The sequence below is a fragment of the Fodinibius halophilus genome (assembly GCF_011059105.1).
Taxonomy (GTDB): Bacteria; Bacteroidota; Rhodothermia; order Balneolales; family Balneolaceae; genus Fodinibius; species Fodinibius halophilus.
The window spans coordinates 78,298-102,396 of sequence record NZ_JAALLS010000016.1; the positions used below are offsets into that span (position 1 = coordinate 78,298).

Below are 24,099 nucleotides of genomic sequence, written 5' to 3' on the forward strand. Positions count from 1 at the left end.
TGGTTACAATATTTCAAGGCGTACCTGGTTAAAAATTCTATTGACGTCTTGAGCTTTGAACATTCCCAGTTTGGGGTGAATGCAATTAGCGCTGCCGCAGGCGGTAGCCAGCTTCGTCCATTCTTCGATATCGTCGCGCGTCAAAATAGCTTTACAAAGTCCGGCAAGCAGACAGTCGCCTGAACCAATCGTACTAATGATATCCTGTTTATTGATGCTATAGCGACCGTGGTAAATGTGATTGTTTGCTGCAAGATATAATCCATCTTTCCCCGCAGTTACCGCAGCTATGTGACACTGTTTTCGGAGTGATTTTGCAATTTTTACAGGATTATTATGTCCGGTCAGTGCTTTCCCCTCCTTCTGATTGATATGCACAGCAAAGGGATTGGCCTCCAGGGCATGTTCTAATAAATCGTTACTGGCATCAACATAGGCCGGGATATCATGTGTTCGGGCTTCTGTGATCATCTGTTTATAGATATCTTGACTCATGCCCTTTGGAACAGATCCACTCAGAACCACAGCCTTTACCGTTGACTCTGTTAGGGCCCTGCGATAGATGGAAAGAAAATCGTTTGATTGACCGGGCGTTAATGAAGGTCCTGCTCCTAAAAGTTCGGTATCTGCCCAGTCGGTATCACATCTGTTTGTAATACAGGTTCGGGTCCATTCTTCAACTTCCGGACCAATAGTTGCAATATCTTTTTTATGACATTCTTCCTGTATCCATCGGCCGGTAACTCCGCCCCAGACCCCCAGGGCAGTAACTTGTTCATTCAGTTCTTGCAGGGCAAAAGCCACATGAATGCCCTTTCCCCCGGGAAAATATTGCTCATTCGCAGAACGATTGGTAGTGCCCTTATTGATTTCATCAATATCCCAAAAGGCATCAACAGAAGGGTTGGCACAGACAGCGAGTATCATCGGGCTAGTCTTTTAACTCGTTGGATGAATCATTATAAATTTGAACGCCTTCCACCACCCGTGATATGGTGCCGTCGGGAGAAGGTTCGTCGGGATTGTAGCCGAGGTCTATAGATTTGTGGAGACCGATTATTTGAGCAGGGAGAGTGCAGAGGATAGCCCAGAATGCTTCGTCCAGTTGCTGTTCGTCAGCCAGCGTAATGCAGTAGTCAATATTTGAGGAAATGCACTCAGTTTCGGCGATTCCCAGCGTGTGTAAGCCAATATTATGCTGGTTGATTTGACTGACTAAATCGCGTTCATACCTGTTTGTATCTTTATTATTGGAGATAAGATACACCAACAGGGTATTATCATTAATAATAGCCTTGGGCCCGTGTCTGAAGCCGAGGAAAGAATCAAATTTTCCTACAACCTGTCCATTGGTTAGTTCTTGTACTTTAAGGTGCCCTTCTCTGGCAATGCCTTGAAGAGGACCACTCCCAAGAAATACGATTCGATTAAAGTCATCGTGGGCGACCTCTTTAAGTAACGCATCATAATTGTTGAGAACAGTATTTCCGTATGAGGAAAGAGTATGCACCTGTGTATCCAGGTAATCTGTTTCGGTTTTGAGCATTTTAGAAATCAGCGTAGCGGCCAATGCCATACTCGTAAAGCTATTGGTCATGGCCAAGCTTTTATCTTCAGCCTCCTGAGGCAATAAAAAGACACAAGTGTTTTCATTTTCTTTCATTTGGGCAAGTTTTCCATCCGGATTACAAGTTATAATAAGATGAAAAACATTATCACATCCTTTGTTGAGCTGTTCAATAGAGGCGGTGCTCTCCGGACTGTTTCCCGACCGTGCAAAAGAGATGAGCAGTAGCGGTTCTGACGGTAATATGTAGTTTTGCCAATGAGTAACAAGGTCTGTTGTTGGAACAGCTTTGGCAGGGCGTTCGGTGTCTTTTTGCCAGGTAGATGCTACAACATTGCCCACAAATGCAGATGAGCCGGCTCCGGTAAGAATGATATTAAGCCCTTCCATCCTCAAGATCTCGTTCAAAAAGGAGGAGAGTGTTTCTTCTTCCTGCCTGATCTTTTTCCAGGTCGCTTTCCACGTTTCAGGCTGATGATGTATCTCCGAGGAAGTATAGGTTTGCTCTGAAGGAGTATGGCTTTCGATGTCTGAATCAAATATGTCGGTCATGCGAAATAGTTTTAGTCAGCTTCAATAATACTTAAAAATACTTATTAGTTGGGAATTTGCAATTAATAAGATTCTGAAATGTATAAAAAAGAAAGTGAAAACAAAATGAAAATAAAAAGGTTGCATTTTATTAACAGTGTCTTAAATTGTAAGCGAATGAAAGAAAAAGAAGTTAAATTTTTTCGTTTAGTAAGTAAAAACGCTAAAAATAGTTACTAGATATGTTTGAAAAACAAAAAATAACCATAATAGGTTTCGTTTTATTGATGTTTTGTACGCTGTCGTTGCAGGCGCAGGATGTGACGGTTCGTGGTATTGTTACATCTGCTGAAGATGGAGAGCCGCTACCGGCAGTAAATGTGGGGGTACAATCCAGTGATCGGGGTACAACAACAGGAGCTGATGGTACTTATGAACTCACCGTGAGTTCCGATGCGGTACTGGTCTTTTCGTTTATTGGGTTTGAGACACAGGAGGTTCCTGTTAATGGCAGAGAAACTATTGATGTACAGATGGTTCAATCCACACAGGCCTTGGAAGAAGTGTTTGTGATGGGATATACCCAGCAGTCGAAGGAAGAGAGTTCCAGTTCGGTAGTGCAGGTGAGTTCCGAAGATTTAAATGATGTAACAACCTCTTCGGCTACCGAAGCCCTGCAGGGTAAGGCAACGGGTGTTTTTGTAACCAAAAGTACCGGTAAGCCAGGTGAGGGTTCAGATATCCGTATTCGGGGTACAGGTTCAATTTCGGCCGGTGCAAGTCCGTTATATGTCGTAGATGGGGTTATCGGTGGTACGGTAGATCCCGGTGATATTAAATCGATGACGGTGCTAAAAGATGCATCCGCAACAGCGATGTATGGCTCGCGGGCTGCTAATGGAGTTGTAGTTATTGAAACAAAATCGGGTAGCAGTGGTGATACCCGGATTAATATCAGCAGTACTGCAGGCTGGAACAGGCATACCAATGGGAATTTTGAAGTGATGAACAGCCAGCAGTTGTATAATTACCAGCAGGAATTTAATAGCCCTATCCTTGATCCGGCTTATAAAGATATTAACACCGACTGGGAAGATCTTGCCTTTCGAGAGGGGGTAACAACAAAGTATGAGGCTACAGCTTCCGGGGGTAATGAGAATACGACCTTTTATGTATCGGGTAATTATTACAACGAAGAAGGTACCCTTATTGCTACGGGCTATGAACGATTTGGCGGCAGGGTAAATGTGGATCATCAGTTTACGGATGACTTTAAGGTAGAAGCCCGCTTGTCTGGCCGATATACGAATAGTGATAATAATCCGACCAGTGCTTTGTATCAGTCATATATTAATATGCCGTGGGACAAGCCTTATGCCAGCAATGGAGAATTGAAAACGGGAAAAGAAACCAGTTGGATCGGTCGTGATCAATCAAACTTCATGTATCCCCTGCAATACAACTTCAATAATGAAAACTCGAAAAACCTTACGACGAATATACGAGCAGAATATGACATTACGGATTGGTTGTATGTGACCTCTACCAACAGAGTTACCTATTCTACCTATCGGAATGAATCGTTCTTGGATCAACGAACGTCGGCAGGTAGTACCAACGGCGGAGAGTTGTATAACTATTATTCGCAATCGAGTTCGTTTTTGTCTTCAAACTTGCTGCATTTTAGTAAAGAGTTTGACAAACACAGCTTAAGCGGTGTGGCAGGTTTTGAGTATGAAAGAAACTATTCCGACGGCATGGGTGGAACCGGGATTGGTATTTTCTCTGGATTAGAGATTCTGGACGTAACCGCCGAGGCCTTTTCTATTGGAGGATTTAAAACGGAAAGTCGTTTTGCTTCTGCATTAACACAACTTACCTATGACTATGATACGACCTACTTCTTAAAGGCTTCTTATCGTCGCGATGGTTCTTCTCGTTTTGGGGATAACAACCGCTATGGAAATTTCTATTCCGTAGGAGGTTCCTGGATTATCAGCAACGAGGAAATTCTGGCGGATATCGAACCTATTACCAACTTAAAGTTGCGTGCCAGTTATGGTACTACCGGTAATGCTGATATCATGATTGATGAAGAGATTCGTAACTATTTAGCACAAGGACTTTATGCCTATTCGGTACAATATGCGGGTACCCCTGCCAGCCAGCCTGATCGGATAGCCAACCCTAATTTAACTTGGGAGATAGCGCGAATGACCAACGTAGGAATCGATATCAGCTTGTATGATCGTGTGGACCTGACGCTGGATATTTATCAAAAAGATAATGAAGACTTACTTCAAAATGTGCGTCTACCAGGGACTACAGGTTTCAATAGCATAACAAAGAATATTGGATCGGTACGTAATCGGGGTATTGAAATTGGAGTCAGTTCTCAGAATATCCAATCAGCTCTTAGCTGGACAACAGACTTTAATATTTCGTTCAATAGTAATACGGTGCTTTCGCTTAACGATGGGGAAGATATTCCCAACGGTCTGCAGCGTATTATGGAAGGCAGTGAGCTGCGAACATGGTATATGCGCGAATGGGCCGGTGTGGACCCAGATAATGGCGATCCGCTGTGGGTTAAACAGACGAAAGATGCTGACGGCAATGTGATTTCAGAAGAAACAACCAATAACTACAACCAAGCTACGCTTCAGAAGGTAGGATCTGCTTCACCGGACTTTAGCGGTGGTTTGCGAAATGTTGTAGAATACAAAGGAGTACGGTTGAATACCTTTATTAACTTTGTATATGGCAATAAGATATATCATTCGGCGCGCGAGCTATTTGATTCGGATGGAGCTTACGCCACCTATAACCAGATGGTCTTGAAAGATGGCTGGAGCCGTTGGCAACAGGCCGGCGATGATGCTACTCATCCAAAACCAATATTCGGAGGCAACAAACAATCTAACAAGCCTTCTTCACGCTATCTGGAAGATGGCTCTTACCTGCGATTGCAAAATGTATCGCTCTCTTATTCATTGCCCAGTTCTTTATTAGAGGGAGTTGGTATCCGTTCTGCACGGATATTTGTGAGTGGTGATAATTTAGTAACACTGACAAACTTTTCGGGTATGGATCCGGAGGTCGGTATTGGAGGATATGCCGGCACTAAGTATCCAATTAGCAAAAAATACCTGATGGGTATTGAATTAGGACTTTAAATACAAGTAAAGCGTGAGGGATATAATTATGAATTCTTTGATATACAGTAATATGAAAGACGTAAAAAAAATACTAATTGGAATATGCGGACTAATGCTGTTTGTGTTGAGTAGCTGCGATTTAGCTACCCATCCTTATGATGGTAAGTCCAGTGAACAGGCCCTTGACACTGTTCAGGGGTTGGAGGCCGCCACGCGCGGTAATTATCAAGTTTTGGTTGGGGGCGACAGCTACTATTATTATGCCAAGCACCTGTTTTATATGAATGAGTTTCCTGGAGATAATGTATCTCTAGCTGGAACTACTACCGATCCCCTGTTTTATGCTTATAATTATGAGCATATCAAAAATATGGGTAACGCCGAACGTTTATGGCGAGATGGATATAAAATTATAGCAGGAGCTAATAAGGTTATAGATGCCATTGGAGATCAATCCTCAACTGAGTATGATCAGATTAAAGGAGAGAACCTGTTTTTACGAGCAATGGTACATCATCAGCTGGTGAGTATATTTGGTCGGCCGTATGTTCAAAATCCCCAACAGAACCTTGGGGTACCAATCGTAGATTTTACGGATGTTGAGAAGCGTCCTAAGCGAGCAACGGTGGCAGAGGTTTATGACTTTATTATTGATGATCTGAAGACTGCTGCCTCTTTGATGACTAAACAAAAGAATAGCAGTTTTGCCTCTACTGAGGCAGCTTATGCCCTGTTATCCAGAGTATATTTGAACATGGATAAGAATAAGCTGGCTAGAGAATATGCTAATAAGGTTATCAATTCTAACAGGTACCAGCTTGTTGATACCCCGACCTTCCGTGAATACTTTACGATTCCAAATGAAAATAACCCGGAAACGATCTTTGCTATTAAACATACCGAGGAAAACGACCACGGGTATGGTAATATCGGATCAATGTACCTAAAAGGTGATGATGGCGTTGGTTGGGGCGAGATGTATGCCTCAGAATCGTACCGTGATGCATTGGGGCGGTACGAGGATGATGCCCGGCATGCTTTCATCGAACCGCAATATAAGCGAGATGACGACGGTAATATTATAACTGATCCCAATGGGGATCCGGTACTGGAGAAGCGTAACGGTTATCCTAAATATTATGTGAATAAATTCTCATACCAGAGTGGTATCGTTTCGCTGAGTTCGCCGGTGGTACTGCGTTTGGCAGAAATGTACTTGAATCGGGCCGAAGCAAATGCTAAGATTGGTAATAATGATCAGGCTGTTATTGATGATGTAAATCGTATACGCAAACGTGCCGGTTTATCGGGCAGCGAGTTGTATACGGTGGGTAATTACAAGCACCACTCTTCGCTGCTGGATGTAGTGCTGGAAGAGCGTCGTCTTGAACTTGCTTTTGAAGGCCACCGTAAGTATGATCTGTTAAGAAATGATCGACCGATAGAGCGGAACTATCCGGGCACACACCTTGATCCGGGACAGACAACCCAGGTTATACAGCCGAGTGATCCTCGCGTGGTGTTCTTTATCCCGGAAAGCGAGATGCAGCTGAACGAGAATTTAGAGCAAAATCCATAACTAGATTTTTAAAAAGAAATATTTGGCCAAATGGGAAAGAAGATGAATCGTAAAGACTTTATTAAAACCTCAGCCCTTACCGGGCTGGGGCTCTCTTTAGCACCCTTTTCAACGCTAGTGGGGAAAGATGATCGTACGGTGTCACTTGGGTTTTTGGGGGTAGGGGCCCGCGGGACCAGCCACCTGCAGGGTATTCTTAATCGTGATGATGTGGAAGTCAACGCAATTTTGGATCCCAAAAAAGAAAACCTGAACCGTGCCCTGGATATGGTTGAAAAGGCGGGGCAGGACCGCCCGGATGGGTATTTGAATGAGGAGGATTATACCAAGCTTTGCCAGCGCGATGATATTGACGGTGTGATTATCGCATCTCCGTGGGTATATCATACGCGGCAGGCTGTTGCAGCCATGGAAAATGGGAAATATGCCGGGGTTGAAGTACCTGCTGCTCTTACTATCGAAGATTGCTGGGAGTTGGTACAGGTGTCTGAACGCACCGGTATGCCCTGTATGATGCTGGAGAACGTGTGTTATCGCCGTGATGTGATGGCCATCCTTAATATGGTGCGTGAAGGTTTGTTTGGAGAGATGATCCACGCCCGTTGTGGATACCAGCACGACCTGACCCCCTATATTTTTAATGATGATCTGGAATATGGTCCCGGTACGGGCAGTGTTTCAAGTTGGCGGACAGAGCACTATAAGAAGCGAAATGGAGATCATTATCCTACCCATGGTATCGGTCCTGTAGCCCATTGGTTGGATATTAATCGGGGCAACCGGTTTGTGAAGCTAACGGCCAATGCTACTAAAGCTAAAGGCCTGGAGAGCCATATCGAGTATTACGGCGGGAAAGATCATCCCAATGAAGAGGTAGACTGGAAAACCGGGGATATCGTTACATCAACGATAACTACGGCCAATGGGGAGACGATCATTATTACGTTTGATACTACGCTCCCACGACCTTACTCACTGGGTTTCAGAGCACAGGGTACCAACGGTATCTGGCAGATGGAGCGTGATGCAGTACATATCAGGGGACGCAGTAACGCCCATCGCTGGGAGGAGTTTGATAAGTACCAAGACGAGTTCGATTCTGAATTGTGGAAACGCCATGAGCGCGAAGCAGAAGGGTCGGGTCATGGTGGTATGGATTATTTCGTGCGCAATGCATTTGTGGAGGCTATTAAGAATCAAGTACCAACTCCGCAGGATGTGTATGATGCGGCTGCATGGAGTGTGATTTCTCCACTGTCTGAACAGTCTATTGCAGAAGGTGGTGCGCCGGTAGAGTTCCCTGACTTTACGGGCGGAAAATGGATTGAAAATAATCGTATTTTTGATCCCAACGGAAAATTTTAATCGATAGCGTTTGCGCTGTCTGATAAGTGAGCGAAAATCCCCTGTTATACTAGAGACAGGGGATTTTTTTATTCTAAGTCTATATTAGTTGGCTAAGTACATATTGGGGACCTCTGCAAAACCAGGCAGTCATCCTGAATGTAATGAAGGATCTCCCTTTCAACGGCAGCAGATGGATACTGGAGATTCTTCGACAAGTTCAGAATGACGAAATCAAAGGTTTTGCAAAGCCCTCTATTGGTAAATTAAAGAACTTATCCCTTTCCCAAATGCTTTGATTAGATGGTTTTTTGGATTGGTAAAAAATGGACTACTAAAGAACAGGGGATAGAAAAAAGTTGAAAAGAAAATACTGTATGTTTTGACTGTTACTATTTATTCAGTGATGAAAAAAGTCACCCTGCTATACTAAAGATTCGATAGGGTAGGCCGTCTGAAAATTCGTTATGCCGGAATATTAAAAAGGAAGTAATTGATTATTTATTACTTTCATAATGACAATTGTTTTTGCAAGGTCCTCGAGTATTAAATTACGGAACTATGGCTAAATATTTATTCATTCTCTTTTGGTTCATCTTCAGTGTAAACGTTTTGCCGGCCACCGCGCAGGATACCTTAACGGTAATGAGTTACAATATTTATCACGGGGAACATTACTATGAGACCGGAGAAAGTAATTTGCAAGGTATCGCTGATGTGATAAATAGCGTAAAGCCAGACCTGGTTGCCCTTCAGGAAGTTGATAGTTTGACGGGAAGATCGGCTTCTTTTAATGGTGGAAGGCCGGTTAACCAAGTAGAAAAGCTGGCTGAGCTCACAGGAATGCATGGCTATTTCGGGAAAGCAATGAATTATGACGGCGGTGGCTATGGGGAAGGCATATTAGCTGCCAAATCAATTGGAACAAAAAGAGTTGATCTGCCTATACCTAAGGGCGGGGAACCCCGAACACTGTTATTAGCACGGTATCCCGTTAATAAACAGCAGTTCATAACTTTTGGCGGAACACATTTGTGTCATCAGCATCATGAAAATAGGATTGCACAGATGAAAAGAATAAACAGCTTTTTTTCGGGGAGTGAAACACCTGCCATCATTGCCGGAGATTTTAACTTTACACCTCAACAGGAACCATATCAATTGGCTTTAAAAGAATGGTTTGATGCGGCTAAGTTGGCAGACAAGATTGTACCTACCATTCCCTATGATAATCCAACGAGCAGAATTGATTATATCTTTTTATCAGGTAAGAGTTGGGAAGTCATTGATATGAAGGTTCTGCGAGAGAATAACTCTGACCATATGCCCATTGTTTTAACACTGGTAATTTGACATCAACGGTATTATCGGGAGTGATATGGCAAGTAGCTTTTGCAATCCAATATTCAAACTGCTTTATTAAAAGAAAGTGGGAAATTTTTTATCCTTTTCCACGTTATAAGAAAAAAGAACCAAAGTCATTTTCTATGCCTGAGAAAGTAAAGAAGTTCGAAGAGATGATCGAAGATCCCACTGCACATCAGTTAAAAGCATATTATGATGCGAAAGAAAAAGCCTGCCTGGATGCGATGAAATCATCAACCTCTAAGAACCCACATAATAAAGGTTCAAACTTGGCAGACTTTTGGGATTATGTTTACAAGCAATTCTATGAAATCCAGTAATACATCTAATTAAACGCTTATTTTGAAGTCTGTAGGATTTTTTCCTGCAGGCTTTTTTTATTAAAAAATGAATTTCAATAAGGAAAAAATAGTTATAGATTGGTATTAATATTATACATCGTGATGTAAATTGTCCTATATTTAGCAATGGAACGATTTATTATTAATAGTAGGATAAAATGGATATTAAATTTGTAGACAGAGAAAAAATATATTCTTCAAAACGAAGGTCATCCAAGTTTAAACCCCTGTTGGAAGCATTGGATAAGCTTGAGGTCGGTGGAGAAGCTATTGAAGTTGATTACGATGATGACAAAAGTGTGAACTCAATGCGAACGGCTGTGTATCAGTATAATCAGGATAGAGGAGTTAAAATTAGAAGTGGGAAAGATCCTGATAAAAAAAAGATCTACTTTTATAGAGAGAAATAGAAGTTATAATAGATCTTATGGTGTAAATATGTGATAGCAGTATACTTATAGGTTTGAAATTATCTTATATATGTGGGTATCTAATTGGTAGCCCCTTTAAAGATATATTGATACACTATTCTGCAGCAATGTACTGGCAGTTAAACAGCTAACCATGCATTAATTTTATTATTGAACTCTATGGATGATGAGGTTTTAGCAAGTCGCGAGTCAATGCGTACAGAGGTTTTGGAGGGGTTACAGCAGCAACAAAAGGAGCTGCCGGCTAAGCTTTTTTATGATGAAAAGGGATCGGAACTGTTTGAGCAGATAACCTACCTGGATGAATATTATTTGACAAGAACCGAGCGTGCTATATTGCAAGAAAATATAGAAGAGATTTCTGAGCAGGTTGGTCCCAAGCCCATGTTAATTGAGCTGGGGAGCGGCAGTAGTTCAAAGACCCGCCTTCTTTTTGAAAAACTCTCGTCAATTGCTGCCTATGTGCCTGTTGATATATCGGAGGAATATTTGTTGAAGGTGGTAAATAGTCTGCGGATGGAATATCCTAAGATATCGATCATCCCGGTATTTGCAGATTATACCTCTGAGTTTGACCTGCCTGATCTCGGGGATAGTTATGAAAAACAGCTGGTATTTTTTCCGGGATCTACAATCGGAAACTTTCGACCTGCCGAAGCAAAATCTTTTTTATCTGCACTGGCATCGGTTACTGATGAAGATTCTGCAATGTTGATCGGGGTAGATCTAAAAAAGGACAAGGGTATTTTAGAGAGGGCTTACAACGATAAGCAGGGCATAACAGCTGCGTTTAATAAAAATATGTTGGCGCGGATTAATCGCGAGCTTGGTGCGGATTTTGATATCGATGCATTTAAACATCATGCATTTTATGATGAGGAGCAGGGCCGTATTGAGATGCATCTGGTATCCCAAAAAGAGCAGTCGGTAACAATTGGAGACAAGCAGTTTCATTTTGAGGATGGGGAATCCATCCATACCGAAAATTCGTACAAGTATTCTCTGGCTGATTTTGAAAATCTGGTTGATGATTGGTACGCTGTTGAAGAAGTATGGACTGATGAACAAGAGTATTTTTCAATTCAGTATCTCAAACGAAAATGAATAAGCAGTATTTTTTTGCAAATTCTCGTCTCTTGATCCGAGGTCATTGTATTACCAATGGTTTATAATACTTTTTAACAGGAGGACTATGATACGTTTTTTTAGTTTTGATAACCGGGAGGAATCGGAAGATTCTCCCGTTAAATTAGTAGTTTTTACAATACTATTGATTTTAGTAATTGGGTCCTTTTTTCTACAGATGAGTATGGGAATCTGCCCGGTTCCTTAGAAAGATGTAAATCCCTGATAAATCTGTTTTTATCTCTCCTTCGATTTCCTTAATTATTTTTAATAATTCGTACGTCAACAAAGTAGGGTATTTATGAAATTGATGAAATCCATTCCGTTAGCCTTTTTCTTAATTTTTGCAGTAAGTTTTTTGGTCCCCCAACAAGCCAATGGCCAAGATCAGAAGAGCGAAACATATGATAGTTCGCTTTATGAAGATATGGAGTTTCGAACGGTAGGTCCCACCCGCGGAGGACGGGTAACAGCGGTTGAGGGACACCCAGCTCATCCCCAAACGTTTTATATGGGGGCTGCCGGTGGCGGTGGAGTCTGGCGAACAACTGATTACGGGAACTCATGGCATAATCTAACGGATGGTAAAGGATTTAAGAGCACTAGTATTGGAGCTATTGAGGTTACGGAATCGGATACCAGTGTTATTTATGTGGGAACGGGAACCGATGGCATTCGCGCAAATGTAACGACCGGCAGAGGGATGTATAAATCTACCGATACAGGAGAAAGTTGGGAGTTCATCGGTCTCGAAGAGGCCGGGCAGATTGGGGCAGTGGAAGTACACCCCGAGAACCCCGACTTGGTTTATGTCGCTGCATTGGGACATGCTTTTGGTAAAAATTCTCAGCGCGGTGTTTTCCGGTCTAAAGACGGAGGTGAAAGCTGGGAAAAGGTGCTCTTCCTCTCCGACTCTACGGGGGCTATTGATTTGGAGCTGAATCCCGAGAACCCGGACGAAATTTATGCTGCCATGTGGCGGGCCGAACGCAAGCCGTGGACCATCATCAGCGGCGCGGCTAAAGAGGATGGTATCTATAAATCTACCGATGGTGGTGACAACTGGCGCAAGCTGGAAGATGGGTTGCCGCAGGGATTAATGGGCAAAGTTGATTTTGCAGTTACCCCTGCCAATCCCGATCGCGTCTATGCCTTGGTGGAAGCACCCGATGATAAACAGGGACTCTATCGGTCCGAGGATCGCGGTGAGAGCTGGAAGCAGATCAGCGACAAAAAATCTATCATGAGCCGCCCGTTTTACTTTACAAATATTACGGCCCATCCGAAGGATCCCGACAAGATATATGTAGGAAATGTCCGTTACTGGGTTTCTGATGATGGAGGCGATACTTTTGAACGTAAATCGGTAACACATGCCGACGTACATGACTTATGGGTCAACCCCGAGAATCCCCAAATACAGCTGCAGGGTAACGATGGCGGAGCTACGGTTACATTGGATGGGGGAGAAAGCTGGTCTACACAGTATAACCAGCCTACCGCAGAGCTATATCAAGTGAATGTGGATAACCGGTTTCCCTATTGGTTGTACTCCGGTCAGCAAGATAATTCGACTATTTCGGTGCCCAGCCTGCCCCCGGCCGAAAGCTCTGAAACACCACAGGGACTTTGGCATATGATCGGTGGTTGTGAAACGGGGCCGGCCGTGCCACAGATTAACAATCACACGATCGTATTTGCCAATTGTAAGGGACGGTTTGGGCGCTATAACAAAAAGACGGGGCAAGAAAAGCAGTACTGGGTCGGTGCTCAATATATGTATGGGCGCAATCCCAGTAAGCTGGAGTATCGTTTCCAGCGGGTGTCGCCTATAGAAGTGTCGCCCCATGATTCCAGCGTCGTATATCACGGCTCGCAGTTTGTGCATCGTACGGCCAACGGCGGTGAAAAGTGGGAGACTATCAGTCCCGATCTAACAGCTTTCAAAGATAAATACCAGGTGGCATCGGGCGGACCTATAACGCGAGATATTACCGGAGAAGAGCATTATAGCACGCTCTATTCTATTGAGGTATCGCCGCATAATCCCGATGTAATTTGGGCAGGTGCCAACGATGGGCCGGTACATGTTACCCAAGATGGCGGAGAAAACTGGACCAATATTACGCCCGAAGACTTGCCTGAGGATGGTCGTGTTGATGGCATTGAGCCCTCGCCCCACTCGGCAGGCACAGCCTATATTGCGGTGCAGCGTCGTTTGTTAGATGATTTTCATCCTTATATCTATAAAACAACCGACTTTGGAAAGAGCTGGACGTTGTTAACTAATGGTGAGAATGGCATTCCTGCGGACTATCCAACGCGGGTTGTTCGGGAAGATCCCGATCGCGAAGGCTTATTGTATGGCGGCACCGACTTTGGTCTATTTGTTTCTTTTGATAATGGCCGAAATTGGCAGCAGTTCGAGCAAGGATTGCCCGTTTCGCCCATTACGGAAATTCGTGTGCATAAGAAGGATTTGGTACTGTCGACCATGGGGCGCGGCTTTTGGATTCTCGATAACCTGACGCCCCTACACCAGCTTAACGATGAACTAAGTAAGGTTGAGTATCATCTTTTTGAGCCGCGCGATGCTTATCGCCTGGATTATTGGGGCAGCGGCTCTGATGTACCGCAATACCCGGAATCGGGTGCGATGGTTGATTTCTATTTGGATGAGACCCCCGATGCTCCACTTACCCTGGATATTCTTAACGAAGAGGGTAGGGTGATTCGCCGTTTTGCCGGGAAGATCGGAGATAATGGAGAAACAGAAACGAAAAAGTCTGGTGACACCAATATGATGGCTCCGGGTCCCGAGAAGATTGGAGAACCGGATAGTATCGAAATTGAAAAGGGGCATAATCGCTTTAGCTGGGATCTTCGGTATCCCAATAAAACGGTCGCTTCTTCAGAAGGAGAGCAGTACTTTGGTGTTGGAGCCGGTCCGATGGCAGTACCGGGCAAATATAAGGTGCGGCTAACTGTTGGAGACTGGAGTCAAACTGAAGATCTACAACTGAAGATTGATCCCCGTGTTAAAGCCGACGGAGTAAATAAGGCCGACTTGCAAGAACAGCTGGAGCTCAATTTGAAGATGCGTGATGCCATTGGGAAAGCCCAGAAAATGGCCGCGGCTATAGATACATTGCGCAGTCGAGTGGTTTCGGCAAATGAGGAGGGAGACCTTGCCGAGAATAAGACAGCGTCGGTGAAAGAAAAGCTTGACGAACTACACCGCGAACTGGTGAGCTCCGAGGAGGGAAGCTACCAGCCGCCGATGCTTATCGATCAGCTGGAGTATCTCTATTATATGACGATTTCGGCCGACCAGCGTCCCGGCAATGATGCCTATACCCGCTTTGAAACGCTCAGTTCGGAACTAGAAACAATTTCTAATAGATGGCAGGAGTTTCAGGATAATGCAGATTTACAGCTAACAGTGTACAGTGATCAGTAAACAGTGGTCAGTAAACAGTGGTCAGACAAATTGGGTAATTGAGTGATCTTAGTGCCTTAGTGGTTAATTAAGTGTTGAAGTTCGGAGTTCTGGGTGTTAAAGCACAGAAGTTATTAGGTGATTAATGCGACTGAGTAACAAAGCAACAGAGTGACTAAGTCACAAAGTGAGAAAAACAGGATTCCCTCAATTCTTAATTTTTAATTCTCAATTTCTAATTGTCCCACATCCTGCATCTTGGATCCTGAACCCGCATCACGTCTCACGAATCAGTATCACGCATCACACCCAATTCCTAATTCCAAAATTCGTAATTCCTAATTAACTAGTCCCGCATCAGTTTTTTGTACTGCACGCGCTCAGGATGGTAACGAGAGCCCAACCGTTCTTCGCGGTTGTCCTCATACTCCGAATAGTTGCCGTGGAACCAGTACACCTGACTGTTCCCTTCAAAAGCCAACATATGCGTAGCAATACGATCCAGGAACCAGCGATCGTGCGAGATAACCACCGCACAGCCCGCAAAATCGAGCAGAGCCTCTTCCAGTGCTCGCAGGGTATGCACATCAAGGTCATTGGTAGGCTCATCGAGCAGCAGTACATTTGATTCCTTTTTTAACATCTTGGCCAGATGCACGCGGTTACGCTCTCCGCCCGAGATCTCGCTACAGCGTTTTTGCTGGTCGCTGCCGCTAAAGTTGAATCGTGCCGTATAGGCCCGTGAGTTGATCTCTCGGTCACCCAGCTTGACCGTATCCTTTCCACCAGAGATCTCCTCCCATATCGACTTCTCAGGGTCCAGCGGGCGCTTCTGATTGACGTATCCCAGCTCAACGCTTTCCCCGATCTCAATCTCTCCGCTGTCAGGCTCCTCTTCGCCGGTGATCATTTTAAAGAGAGTAGATTTTCCGGCTCCGTTGGGACCAATAACGCCTACAATGCCGCCCGGGGGCAGGCTAAAGTTCATATCCTCAATAAGCAACCGTTCGCCATAACCTTTCGATACATCATTGGCTTCGATCACCTTATCACCCAGTCGCGGTCCGGCCGGGATAAAGATCTCCATATCCTCACGCTGTTTTCTGCGCTCCTCAGAAAGAAGTTCCTCGTATTTGTTGATACGGGCCTTGCTCTTCGATCGTTTGCCCTTCGGATTTTGGCGAATCCACTCAAGCTCTTTTTGCAGGGTTCTCTGTCGTTTTGATTCCTGCTTTTCTTCCTGTTGTAGACGATTTTGCTTCTGTTCCAGCCACGAGCTGTAGTTGCCTTCAAAAGGAATACCTTCACCGCGGTCGAGTTCCAGAATCCATCCTGCGACATTATCCAAGAAGTACCGATCGTGGGTAACAGCGATAACCGTGCCCTCGTAGCGATCCAGATGCTGTTCCAGCCAGGCCACCGATTCTGCATCCAGGTGGTTGGTAGGCTCGTCCAGAAGCAGTACATCCGGCTTTTGAAGCAGCAATCGGCATAGCGCCACACGGCGTGCCTCACCACCCGATAGCACTTCTACCGAAGTGTCCCCGGGAGGAGTGCGCAGGGCATCCATCGCCTGGTCGAGCTTACTGTCCAGATCCCATGCGCCCATCTGTTCAATTTTTTCTTGTAGCTTTTCCTGCTTGTCGACTAGCTTTTCGATATCGGCATCGGGATCTCCGAAAGCGGCATTAACATCTTCGTACTCCTGTAGCAGGTCGATCTTATCCTGCACGCCTTCCTGCACAATTTCTTTGACAGTCTTATCAGGATCCAGCTTCGGCTCCTGTGGCAGCATCCCAAAAGTAATTCCCTTTTGCCGCGATATTTCGCCCCGGTACTCCTCATCATTGCCGGCGATAATATTCAGCAGGGTACTCTTCCCGGATCCGTTATTACCGAGAACACCGATTTTGGCGCCATAGAAGAAGGAGAGATAGATATCTTTGAGAACAAAGTTGTTGGGCTTATAGACCTTGCTGACCCCAACCATCGAGAATATTACTTTCTGATCACTCACGGAGATAATAAAATTGAATTAAGAATAAAATGAATGGACTTCAAAACAATGGATGAAGATAAGCATAATCACCACTTAAAGTCACACTTTTTCGTTGAGTTCGGAGTGTTGTAGTACGAAGTTCTAAGTGTTGGAGTTTTCAGTGAACAGTGATTGGGCGATTAAGTTTTAAGTGTAAAGTGTTAAGCAGTTGGCCCCCAATATCCAACTTCCAGGAACCTGTATCTGCCCTCACGTATCACGATTCACTCGTCACGTATCATTCCTAATTCCAAGATTCTTAATTCCTAATTCTCTTGGTGAGTCCTTTTAGGAAATAGCGCAGAATTTGGTCGCCACACTCCCGGTAGTTCTCATGTCCCTCACGACGGAACAGGGCACTCATCTCAGGCTTGGATATCGAAAATCCGCCTAGCTCCAGTACATCATGCATATCTTCTTCGCGGAGCTTAAAGGCCACCCGCAGTTTCTTTAGCACAATATTATTCGTGATGGGAGTTTTGATCGGCCGCGGTGGGTGCTTATCACTTTTGCCGCGCTTGTAGTAAATAAGCCCATCCAGGAAATGCCCCATCAGTTCGTGACTACAATCCGGCCCCTTTTCACCCTCCGGCAGGTCCTGGGTTTCAAAAATAGCAGATACTTCTCCGCGTTTAGGTTTGTATCCCCGAAGCTTTAGAATTTTGGCAATTTCGTGATCATCGATATCCAGCATATAGCGTATGCTCTGGATGACGTTGTCATTTCTCATAAATGGGGAAGCGGGTAAAAAAATTAGAAGTGGTTCGCTGAAAGGTACGGTTTTGTAGAGGCGAAAGACACTTATTTTTTCAGTGATCAGTGATCAGTGATTAAGTTTTAAGTGTGAATTCTTAAGGTTCGGGAGTGATTGGGTGATTAAGTTGGGTAGATGACCGATGACCGACGACTGACCGCATCGAACATCTAAATTCTAACCTTCACGCATCACTCATCACGCATTACGTCTCACGTATCTCCCCAATTCTTAATTCTCAATTCCTAATTCCTAATTCCTAATTACCCCGCATCCTGCAACCGGAATCCTGCATCTTGAGATATAGTTTTGTTTATTGTTGTTCAATGATCAGTCAAATCAATTGGTGATTGTATATGGATGAGCAAGCTCCGGGAAAAGCAACGCTGCAAGAACAGGTTGAAGAGCGAGAATCCACAGAGCAGCAAAAATACGGAACCTTCGGTGGAGTATTTGTTCCAACATTATTAACCATTTTAGGGGTTATCTTATTCCTGCGCCAGGGCTGGGTAATCGGGAACGCCGGACTGCTGGGCGGATGGCTTATCATTACGCTTGCTTTCGTGATTGTGACTTTTACAGCCCTTTCCATGTCGTGTATTACCACCAATATTCGCATCAAAGCAGGTGGTGCGTATTCGATCATATCGCAGTCACTTGGCTTAGAAGTGGGCGGCAGTGTGGGCGTGCCCCTATACCTGGCACAGACCTTCGCTATTACGATGTATATATTTGGTTTCAGGGAGGGTTGGTTATATATCTTTCCCGATCATTATGCTCTCGTAGTTGATATTGCGGTATTTGGGATACTGTTTCTGGTAGCATATATGAGCGCGAAGCTCGCTTTTCGCATTCAGTATATTATTCTGGCAGTCATTGTCGGGGCGCTGGTATCGGTGGGAGCCACCGTATTTACGGGCGTGATGGACCAAAGCATTCAGTGGTGGGGGACCTTTCCCGGGGCACCCGAAAGTGATTTTCAGGGCGTAAGTTTCTGGGTAGTCTTCGCAGTACTTTTTCCCGCAGCCACAGGCATCATGGCCGGAGCAAATATGTCGGGTGAGCTAAAAAATCCCAAGAAAAGTATACCGCTGGGGACCTTGTCGGCCATCGCGATAAGTTATGTAATTTACATGGCTTCGGGCTATTGGATGGCCAAAGTGGCTCCGGTTGATGAGCTGGTAAGTAATTATAACGTGATGATAGATTACGCGCTCTGGGCACCGGCGGTACTTGGGGGACTGTTAGGGGCTACCTTTTCTTCGGCCCTGGCATCTATTGTAGGTGCTCCGCGTATCTTGCAGGCACTGGGTCATCACAGAATATTCCCCGGTGGAGATAGGTTTTCGGAGCTAGCTGAAAATGGGGAACCCCGCAATGCGATCTTACTTACCGGTGGACTGGTACTGGTCACGCTACTGCTTCGGGATTTAAATACCATTGCCCCGCTCATTACCATGTTCTTCTTGATCACCTATATGATGATCAATTTAGTGGTTTTTATTGAACAGCAGATGGATATGATCAGCTTTCGTCCAACATTCCCCATCCCCAAATTTGTGCCCTTTCTGGGTACGGTGGGCTGCCTGTTTACCATGTTTATTATCAACTCTACTTTTGGACTTATTGCCCTCAGCCTGGTGATTGTTATCTACCTGTATCTTACCAACAGAAAACTTGAGGTACCCTACGGGGATATGCGAAGCGGCCTCTTTGTATCTCTGGCCGAGTGGGCAGCCAAACGCGTTTCCTTACTTCCCGAAAATAACGAACGGGCATGGAAAGCCAATCTCTTAGTACCCGTGCGCAGTGCCCGGGAGTTACGAGGCAGCTTTAGTCTTATTCGCAACCTGGTATATCCCAAGGGATCACTAAAACTGGTGGGTATGGGGGGAAGCAACGGCAGCAGCCATTTTGGCGAATCGCTGATGGACTTTGCCATGTCGTTCAGCCGTGAAAATGTATATACCCGGTGGAGTATTATCGATTCGGATGATTTCAAGGAAGGAGTGTTGACTTCGTTGCAGACCCTGCAGGGCACATTTTTCAAGCCGAATATCCTTTTCCTTCGATTGCCGACCCACAAACGGTACGACGAGGAGATCCACTCTATCATCAACGAGGCACGGCATAATAACATGGGGATACAGCTGTATGTTGAGGATCCCATAGCTCAGTTGGGCAGGAGCTCTGCGATTAATGTGTGGATACGAGAACAGAGCCCTGGCTGGGATCTGAGTATGGAGCTCGGCAATGTGGACCTGGCCCTGCTGACGGCCTACAAATTAAAGGTCAATTGGGATGCCCAGATGAGGGTTATTACTGTGGTCGATGAACCGCAGGTTGAAGCAGCGTATCGCTATCTTGATAACCTGCTGGATGCGGCCCGTCTGCCGGAAGTCCTTAAGCATGTGGAAATTGGCGCTTTTAACGAAGCATTACAAAACGCCCCGCAAGCCGATCTTGATCTCCTGGGATTACCTAATGATCCGAACCTGGATGAGCTTCGTTCTTATGTGGAAACTACCCAGTCGGCATGCGTATTTGTTGCTGATTCGGGCAACGAAAATATCCTGGCCTGATACTGGAATGTCTAACTGTCGCTCCATTCCGTAACCTGAATTCTGTATCCCGCATTACGTTTCACGCGTCACGAATCACGTTCTCTTCAGAAATAGCAATTGAAGATGACGACAGATTTTAGTAGCTAATGGTATACTTATTAATCAATCATTTTATAGCATGAAAAAAGTAATTTTTACGGCACTGTTGGTCGGCGGATTTGTATTACTCTATTTCGGATACGACGAGTACCAATCTTTTCAATCAGAAGTGGATAAATTCTTTGGGGGTTCCGGTTCCGACAAAGCGATCTGGATGATGGTCGGTGGGGCAGCCGCTACCGTTGGCGGGGTCGTGGGGTTGTGGAAAGAGAAATAAGCAACGTTGGTCATTGCAATTCACCGGCCGGGGAGAAGCAATATCCGTAACAAAGAGACGGTGTGGTTAGGGGGATTAAGTGACTGAGTTACGAAGTACGACCGATGACGGACGACTGATGACCGACAACCGACCGCATCGAACATCTCGCCTCTAGCATCCAAATTCCAACATCCAACTTCGTGCATCCCGCATCACGCCCCACTCATCACCTGTTCCCCCAATTCGTAATTTTTAATTCTCAATTCCTAATTATCCCGCATCCTGTATCTTGGATCCTGAAACTATTGCCCTTTAGATACTACGCGGGCCTATTCCGTGAGATTACTTTTATTAATACCTAAACAACAACGCCCGTCATTGCGCGGTGCCCCGTTTTACGGGGAGGAGTACCGTGGGTTGTCGGTACGACGTGGCAATCTCCGGGAAATGATTGGTTGGCGGGTGAAGGCTAACCTTTAACTACTACGTACATCCACCCCGCTCCGCCTAGTCGGAAGAGCACCATAAACAGGTTTTAAAAAGACAGAATCTGTTCCAACTCATGGTTCTTATAATAATGTCGACCCTTTATCTCCCTTTTTTCCACCACGCCCATCTCATGCAGTTTATTGAGATAATTGCGAGCAGTATTCTCAGCATACAGATCCGCATCCGTTAAATGGCTCACCTTTGTAAATGGTTGCACAAAAATTGCATCAATCAACTGGCCCGGCCGCTGGAAGTTTTGCTCCCGTTCCACCGCATCCAGAATGGTCTCTTTGGCTTCTAGGATCTCATTGATTTTGCGATAGGTCAGACGTGCCGTAGAATCAACAGCCCGAAGGATATACAGAATCCAAGATTCCCAATCTCCGCGCTGTGATACACCTGCCAGTGTATCGTAATATTCCTGTTTGTGATCGATGATATACCTGCTGAGATAGAGAATCGGCAGTTCCAGGAGCTCAGCCTGCGTCAGATAGTGGATGTTCAGAATTCGTCCCACACGTCCATTACCATCGCGGAAAGGGTGAATGGCCTCAAATTGAAAATGTGCGATAGCCATCTTTAACAGTGGCTCTTTAGGCGGAATGGAATCATCATTCAGAAAATTCACAAGGTTTTGCAGCTTCTTCCGCAGTACCTCTTTCCCTTTGGGCGGCGTATATATTCGCTTACCCGCGTTAGGACCGCTGCCAGCCTGGCGAATATAGGTCGTGGCAAAAGGAGGGCGGATTCCGTCACGAGCCTCCTTTATTTCGCGGTATAGGTTGATAAAGTAATCGATATCAAAAGCGCCGTGTTCCTGCAAGTATGCGTGTCCCTTCCAGATCGCCTCGCGGTATCGAAGCACTTCTTTCGTGGGAGCCGATACATTAACATCAAACCGGCTGTCACTGAATGCCTGGTAGAGATCATCATTGGTCGTGAATACGTTTTCGATTGCACTCGAATCTTTCGCCTCCTGCAGGGTAATACTGTTAATTAGTATCGCTTGATTGGGGATAGCTACACTGCGCCCCGCCAGCAAGCCCATCGCCTCTTTCGCCCGCCCAAGTTGCTCATAGATTTCCACATTTTTATAGAGCTCCTCATTGATGGGGAGCAGGGGTAGCCCATTCCAGGGCACGTCCCGATCGGGATTGGTATGATAGAGCGGCTGTTGAGGCATTAAAATATCCTTCATTTAAGGTTTGGCATGGCTTCCAGCCTCAAGATAAGGGTTTTATGGATGGTATACATTAAAAATATACATTTTTAATGTATGGTGTATGTTGCGGCCTTAACCATAGGTTGGGATGAACAGCCATACATTAAACAGCGGCTGTCATTGCGAGGAGTACCGTGGGTTGGCGGCACGACGTGGCAATCTCCGGGAAATGATTGGTTGACGGGTGAAGGCTATCCTTTAGCTACTACGCGAGCTCATAAAGAGAGACTGCCGCGGTCCTCCGAAAAAATCGTCGGAATCCCTCGCAGTGACACTGCTTTTTTAAAAAACAACGCTCGTCATTGCGAGCGTAGTGGAACGTAGCGCGGCAATCTCCAAGAAACAGCTGGTTGATGTATGGAGGCTCTTCTGTTGTTACTAGCTGCCTAAGCAAAAGTGATCACTACGGTTTTACGATAGCCATTGCAACCCACCCCGCTCCGCCTGTCGAGCACCCTAAACTACGCTAAATTTACTTTGGCTAACTTTAATGCTTTCTCATTAGCTTCGTTTAGCAAAGCCTCCCGTGGAGGGGACTGATACAAAGTGTGCCTGAAATAGCTCCCGAGTTCGGGGTTTGCAAACAGCGAATCACCCGCCTTTCTTCAAGTAACGGGCTAACTGAAAACTGATCAATTATAACTGACCAAATCCATAATAATCAGCTACTGCTTTATAATCCGAAATATCCAGCTGCTCTGGGATAATGGATTTTATCTGTGTTGTTTGATCATCGGTACTACTGGATTCAATACGAAGAATTTCGATGTGATCATACGCTTCCCCGGATCCGGTTTGTAGATTGAGCGTAAAAGAAGACCCCCTGTGAAACACCCTGTATTCACTGGATCCATTTAGCCCCCATCCCGGCATATGATAGGTATAACTTCCAACTTGTAAATAGACTACCCAAGCACTTTCCTCCGGATCAGTAACTCCGGAAATGCTGGCAGAAGCATAATCATCAGCCGAAAAATCATGACCGGGAAAGATATACCGTGTTACATTGGCATTACCATCCGCCCCCTTCAGGTTCAATGGAGTACCCCACCCGTTACTAACCTTGTTAGGTTTTGTTTTAGGTCCATAAAGCTCGTAATTGGCTTTATCCAGATAGTAGTCACCAACGGTGCCTATCGTGGCATCGGGCGGGCCGCTGCCGGAATAAGTTTTACTGCCGTCAACGCCATCTTGCCCATCGGTGCCGTCTTGACCATCATCACCCATCAATACGATACCGGGACTTCCCCAGCCGTTGCTGTCTTTGGGTCCGTACAGCTCACCGGTATTTTGATCCAGGTAATAATCGCCATTCTTGCCGATATCAACAGTTGGGGCTCCTTGGTCGGCATAGATGACACTTCCATCCTCACCGGACGGACCAACCGGCCCTTGGGGACCTTCAATCCCTTGTGCGCCTTCAGGTCCCTGCGGGCCCTCACAGCTTACCAATGTTAACAAACAAGCTGCTGTTATAAATAAAAAGCTCTTCACGAATAGTTGTCTCAAGGTTGGTAGCATAAATAAATACTATAGAGTTGGAGGGTATTGTGTTAAAATACTTGGCTTACTATAAGCATATGCGGGCTGGCAATAGAAACAGGCTCAAAAAATTCTCAAACATCAATGCCCGTCATCGCGAACCGCCGCCCGGCAAAGAAGCAATCTCCTGTAACAAAGAGACTGTGTGATTAGGGGATTAAGTAACTGAGTGACTAAGTTGCAAAGTACGACCGATTACGGACGACTGATGACCGACGGTAATGTCCCTATACTTGTGTAAAAATTGAGAAG

At 45.2% G+C, this 24,099-nt stretch carries 16 protein-coding genes; 10 read left to right on the forward strand and 6 right to left on the reverse strand.

Translation table 11 applies throughout. The features are described from left to right. Positions 1-3 precede the first annotated feature (3 nt). Together G3569_RS12505 and G3569_RS12510 are read right to left on the reverse strand one after the other, a co-directional pair. The gene (locus G3569_RS12505) at positions 4-927 is read right to left on the reverse strand and encodes a 1-phosphofructokinase family hexose kinase (RefSeq protein ID WP_165269623.1); all 924 of its coding nucleotides are present in this window, start codon (positions 925-927) and stop codon (positions 4-6) included. 4 nt (positions 928-931) lie between these two features. Continuing rightward, positions 932-2,119, reverse strand: a complete 1,188-nt coding sequence (locus G3569_RS12510; RefSeq protein WP_165269625.1) for an SIS domain-containing protein — start codon at positions 2,117-2,119, stop codon at positions 932-934. A gap of 221 nt (positions 2,120-2,340) precedes the next feature. Between G3569_RS12510 and G3569_RS12515 the strand changes: the two genes are divergently transcribed. The 8 genes from G3569_RS12515 (at position 2,341) to G3569_RS12550 (ending at position 14,901) form a co-directional block, all read left to right on the forward strand. Further along, positions 2,341-5,274: a SusC/RagA family TonB-linked outer membrane protein gene (locus G3569_RS12515; RefSeq protein ID WP_165269627.1), complete on the forward strand. Its 2,934-nt coding sequence runs from the start codon at positions 2,341-2,343 to the stop codon at positions 5,272-5,274. 52 nt (positions 5,275-5,326) lie between these two features. Next, positions 5,327-6,835 (forward strand): RagB/SusD family nutrient uptake outer membrane protein, encoded by a 1,509-nt coding sequence (locus G3569_RS12520; protein ID WP_165269629.1) that lies wholly within the window; start codon positions 5,327-5,329, stop codon positions 6,833-6,835. A 42-nt stretch (positions 6,836-6,877) separates the two neighbouring features. Continuing rightward, positions 6,878-8,200, forward strand: coding sequence for a Gfo/Idh/MocA family protein (locus G3569_RS12525; protein ID WP_205720190.1), 1,323 nt, complete (start codon positions 6,878-6,880; stop codon positions 8,198-8,200). 540 nt (positions 8,201-8,740) lie between these two features. Further along, complete coding sequence (locus G3569_RS12530) at positions 8,741-9,532, forward strand: endonuclease/exonuclease/phosphatase family protein (RefSeq protein WP_165269633.1); 792 nt, start codon at positions 8,741-8,743, stop codon at positions 9,530-9,532. A gap of 134 nt (positions 9,533-9,666) precedes the next feature. Continuing rightward, positions 9,667-9,864, forward strand: coding sequence for a hypothetical protein (locus G3569_RS12535; RefSeq protein WP_138431342.1), 198 nt, complete (start codon positions 9,667-9,669; stop codon positions 9,862-9,864). Between the two features lie 179 nt (positions 9,865-10,043). Further along, positions 10,044-10,295: a hypothetical protein gene (locus G3569_RS12540; protein ID WP_165269635.1), complete on the forward strand. Its 252-nt coding sequence runs from the start codon at positions 10,044-10,046 to the stop codon at positions 10,293-10,295. A gap of 180 nt (positions 10,296-10,475) precedes the next feature. Next, complete coding sequence (gene egtD, locus G3569_RS12545; RefSeq protein ID WP_240894708.1) at positions 10,476-11,420, forward strand: L-histidine N(alpha)-methyltransferase; 945 nt, start codon at positions 10,476-10,478, stop codon at positions 11,418-11,420. Positions 11,421-11,742: 322 nt separating this feature from the next. Next, positions 11,743-14,901 carry a WD40/YVTN/BNR-like repeat-containing protein gene (locus tag G3569_RS12550; RefSeq protein ID WP_205720191.1) on the forward strand — a complete coding sequence of 1,053 codons (3,159 nt, stop codon included), beginning with the start codon at positions 11,743-11,745 and terminating at the stop codon, positions 14,899-14,901. Positions 14,902-15,226: 325 nt separating this feature from the next. On the opposite strand, the gene ettA is transcribed toward G3569_RS12550, so the two are convergent. Next, the gene (ettA, locus tag G3569_RS12555) at positions 15,227-16,903 is read right to left on the reverse strand and encodes an energy-dependent translational throttle protein EttA (protein ID WP_434084077.1); all 1,677 of its coding nucleotides are present in this window, start codon (positions 16,901-16,903) and stop codon (positions 15,227-15,229) included. A gap of 274 nt (positions 16,904-17,177) precedes the next feature. Then, on the reverse strand, positions 17,178-17,648 hold the full coding sequence (locus G3569_RS12560) for a YehS family protein (protein ID WP_165269639.1): 471 nt from the start codon (positions 17,646-17,648) through the stop codon (positions 17,178-17,180). 380 nt (positions 17,649-18,028) lie between these two features. Here G3569_RS12560 and G3569_RS12565 point away from each other — a divergent pair, with 380 nt between their 5' ends. Together G3569_RS12565 and G3569_RS12570 are read left to right on the forward strand one after the other, a co-directional pair. Beyond that, on the forward strand, positions 18,029-20,254 hold the full coding sequence (locus tag G3569_RS12565; RefSeq protein ID WP_165269641.1) for an amino acid permease: 2,226 nt from the start codon (positions 18,029-18,031) through the stop codon (positions 20,252-20,254). Positions 20,255-20,414: 160 nt separating this feature from the next. Further along, positions 20,415-20,612 carry a DUF3185 family protein gene (locus G3569_RS12570; protein WP_165269643.1) on the forward strand — a complete coding sequence of 66 codons (198 nt, stop codon included), beginning with the start codon at positions 20,415-20,417 and terminating at the stop codon, positions 20,610-20,612. A gap of 517 nt (positions 20,613-21,129) precedes the next feature. On the opposite strand, the gene G3569_RS12575 is transcribed toward G3569_RS12570, so the two are convergent. Continuing rightward, a complete protein-coding gene (locus G3569_RS12575) occupies positions 21,130-22,281 on the reverse strand; it encodes a Fic family protein (protein ID WP_205720192.1) in 1,152 nt (383 codons plus the stop codon). A 660-nt stretch (positions 22,282-22,941) separates the two neighbouring features. After that, positions 22,942-23,799 carry a hypothetical protein gene (locus G3569_RS12580; RefSeq protein ID WP_165269645.1) on the reverse strand — a complete coding sequence of 286 codons (858 nt, stop codon included), beginning with the start codon at positions 23,797-23,799 and terminating at the stop codon, positions 22,942-22,944. Positions 23,800-24,099 lie beyond the last annotated feature (300 nt).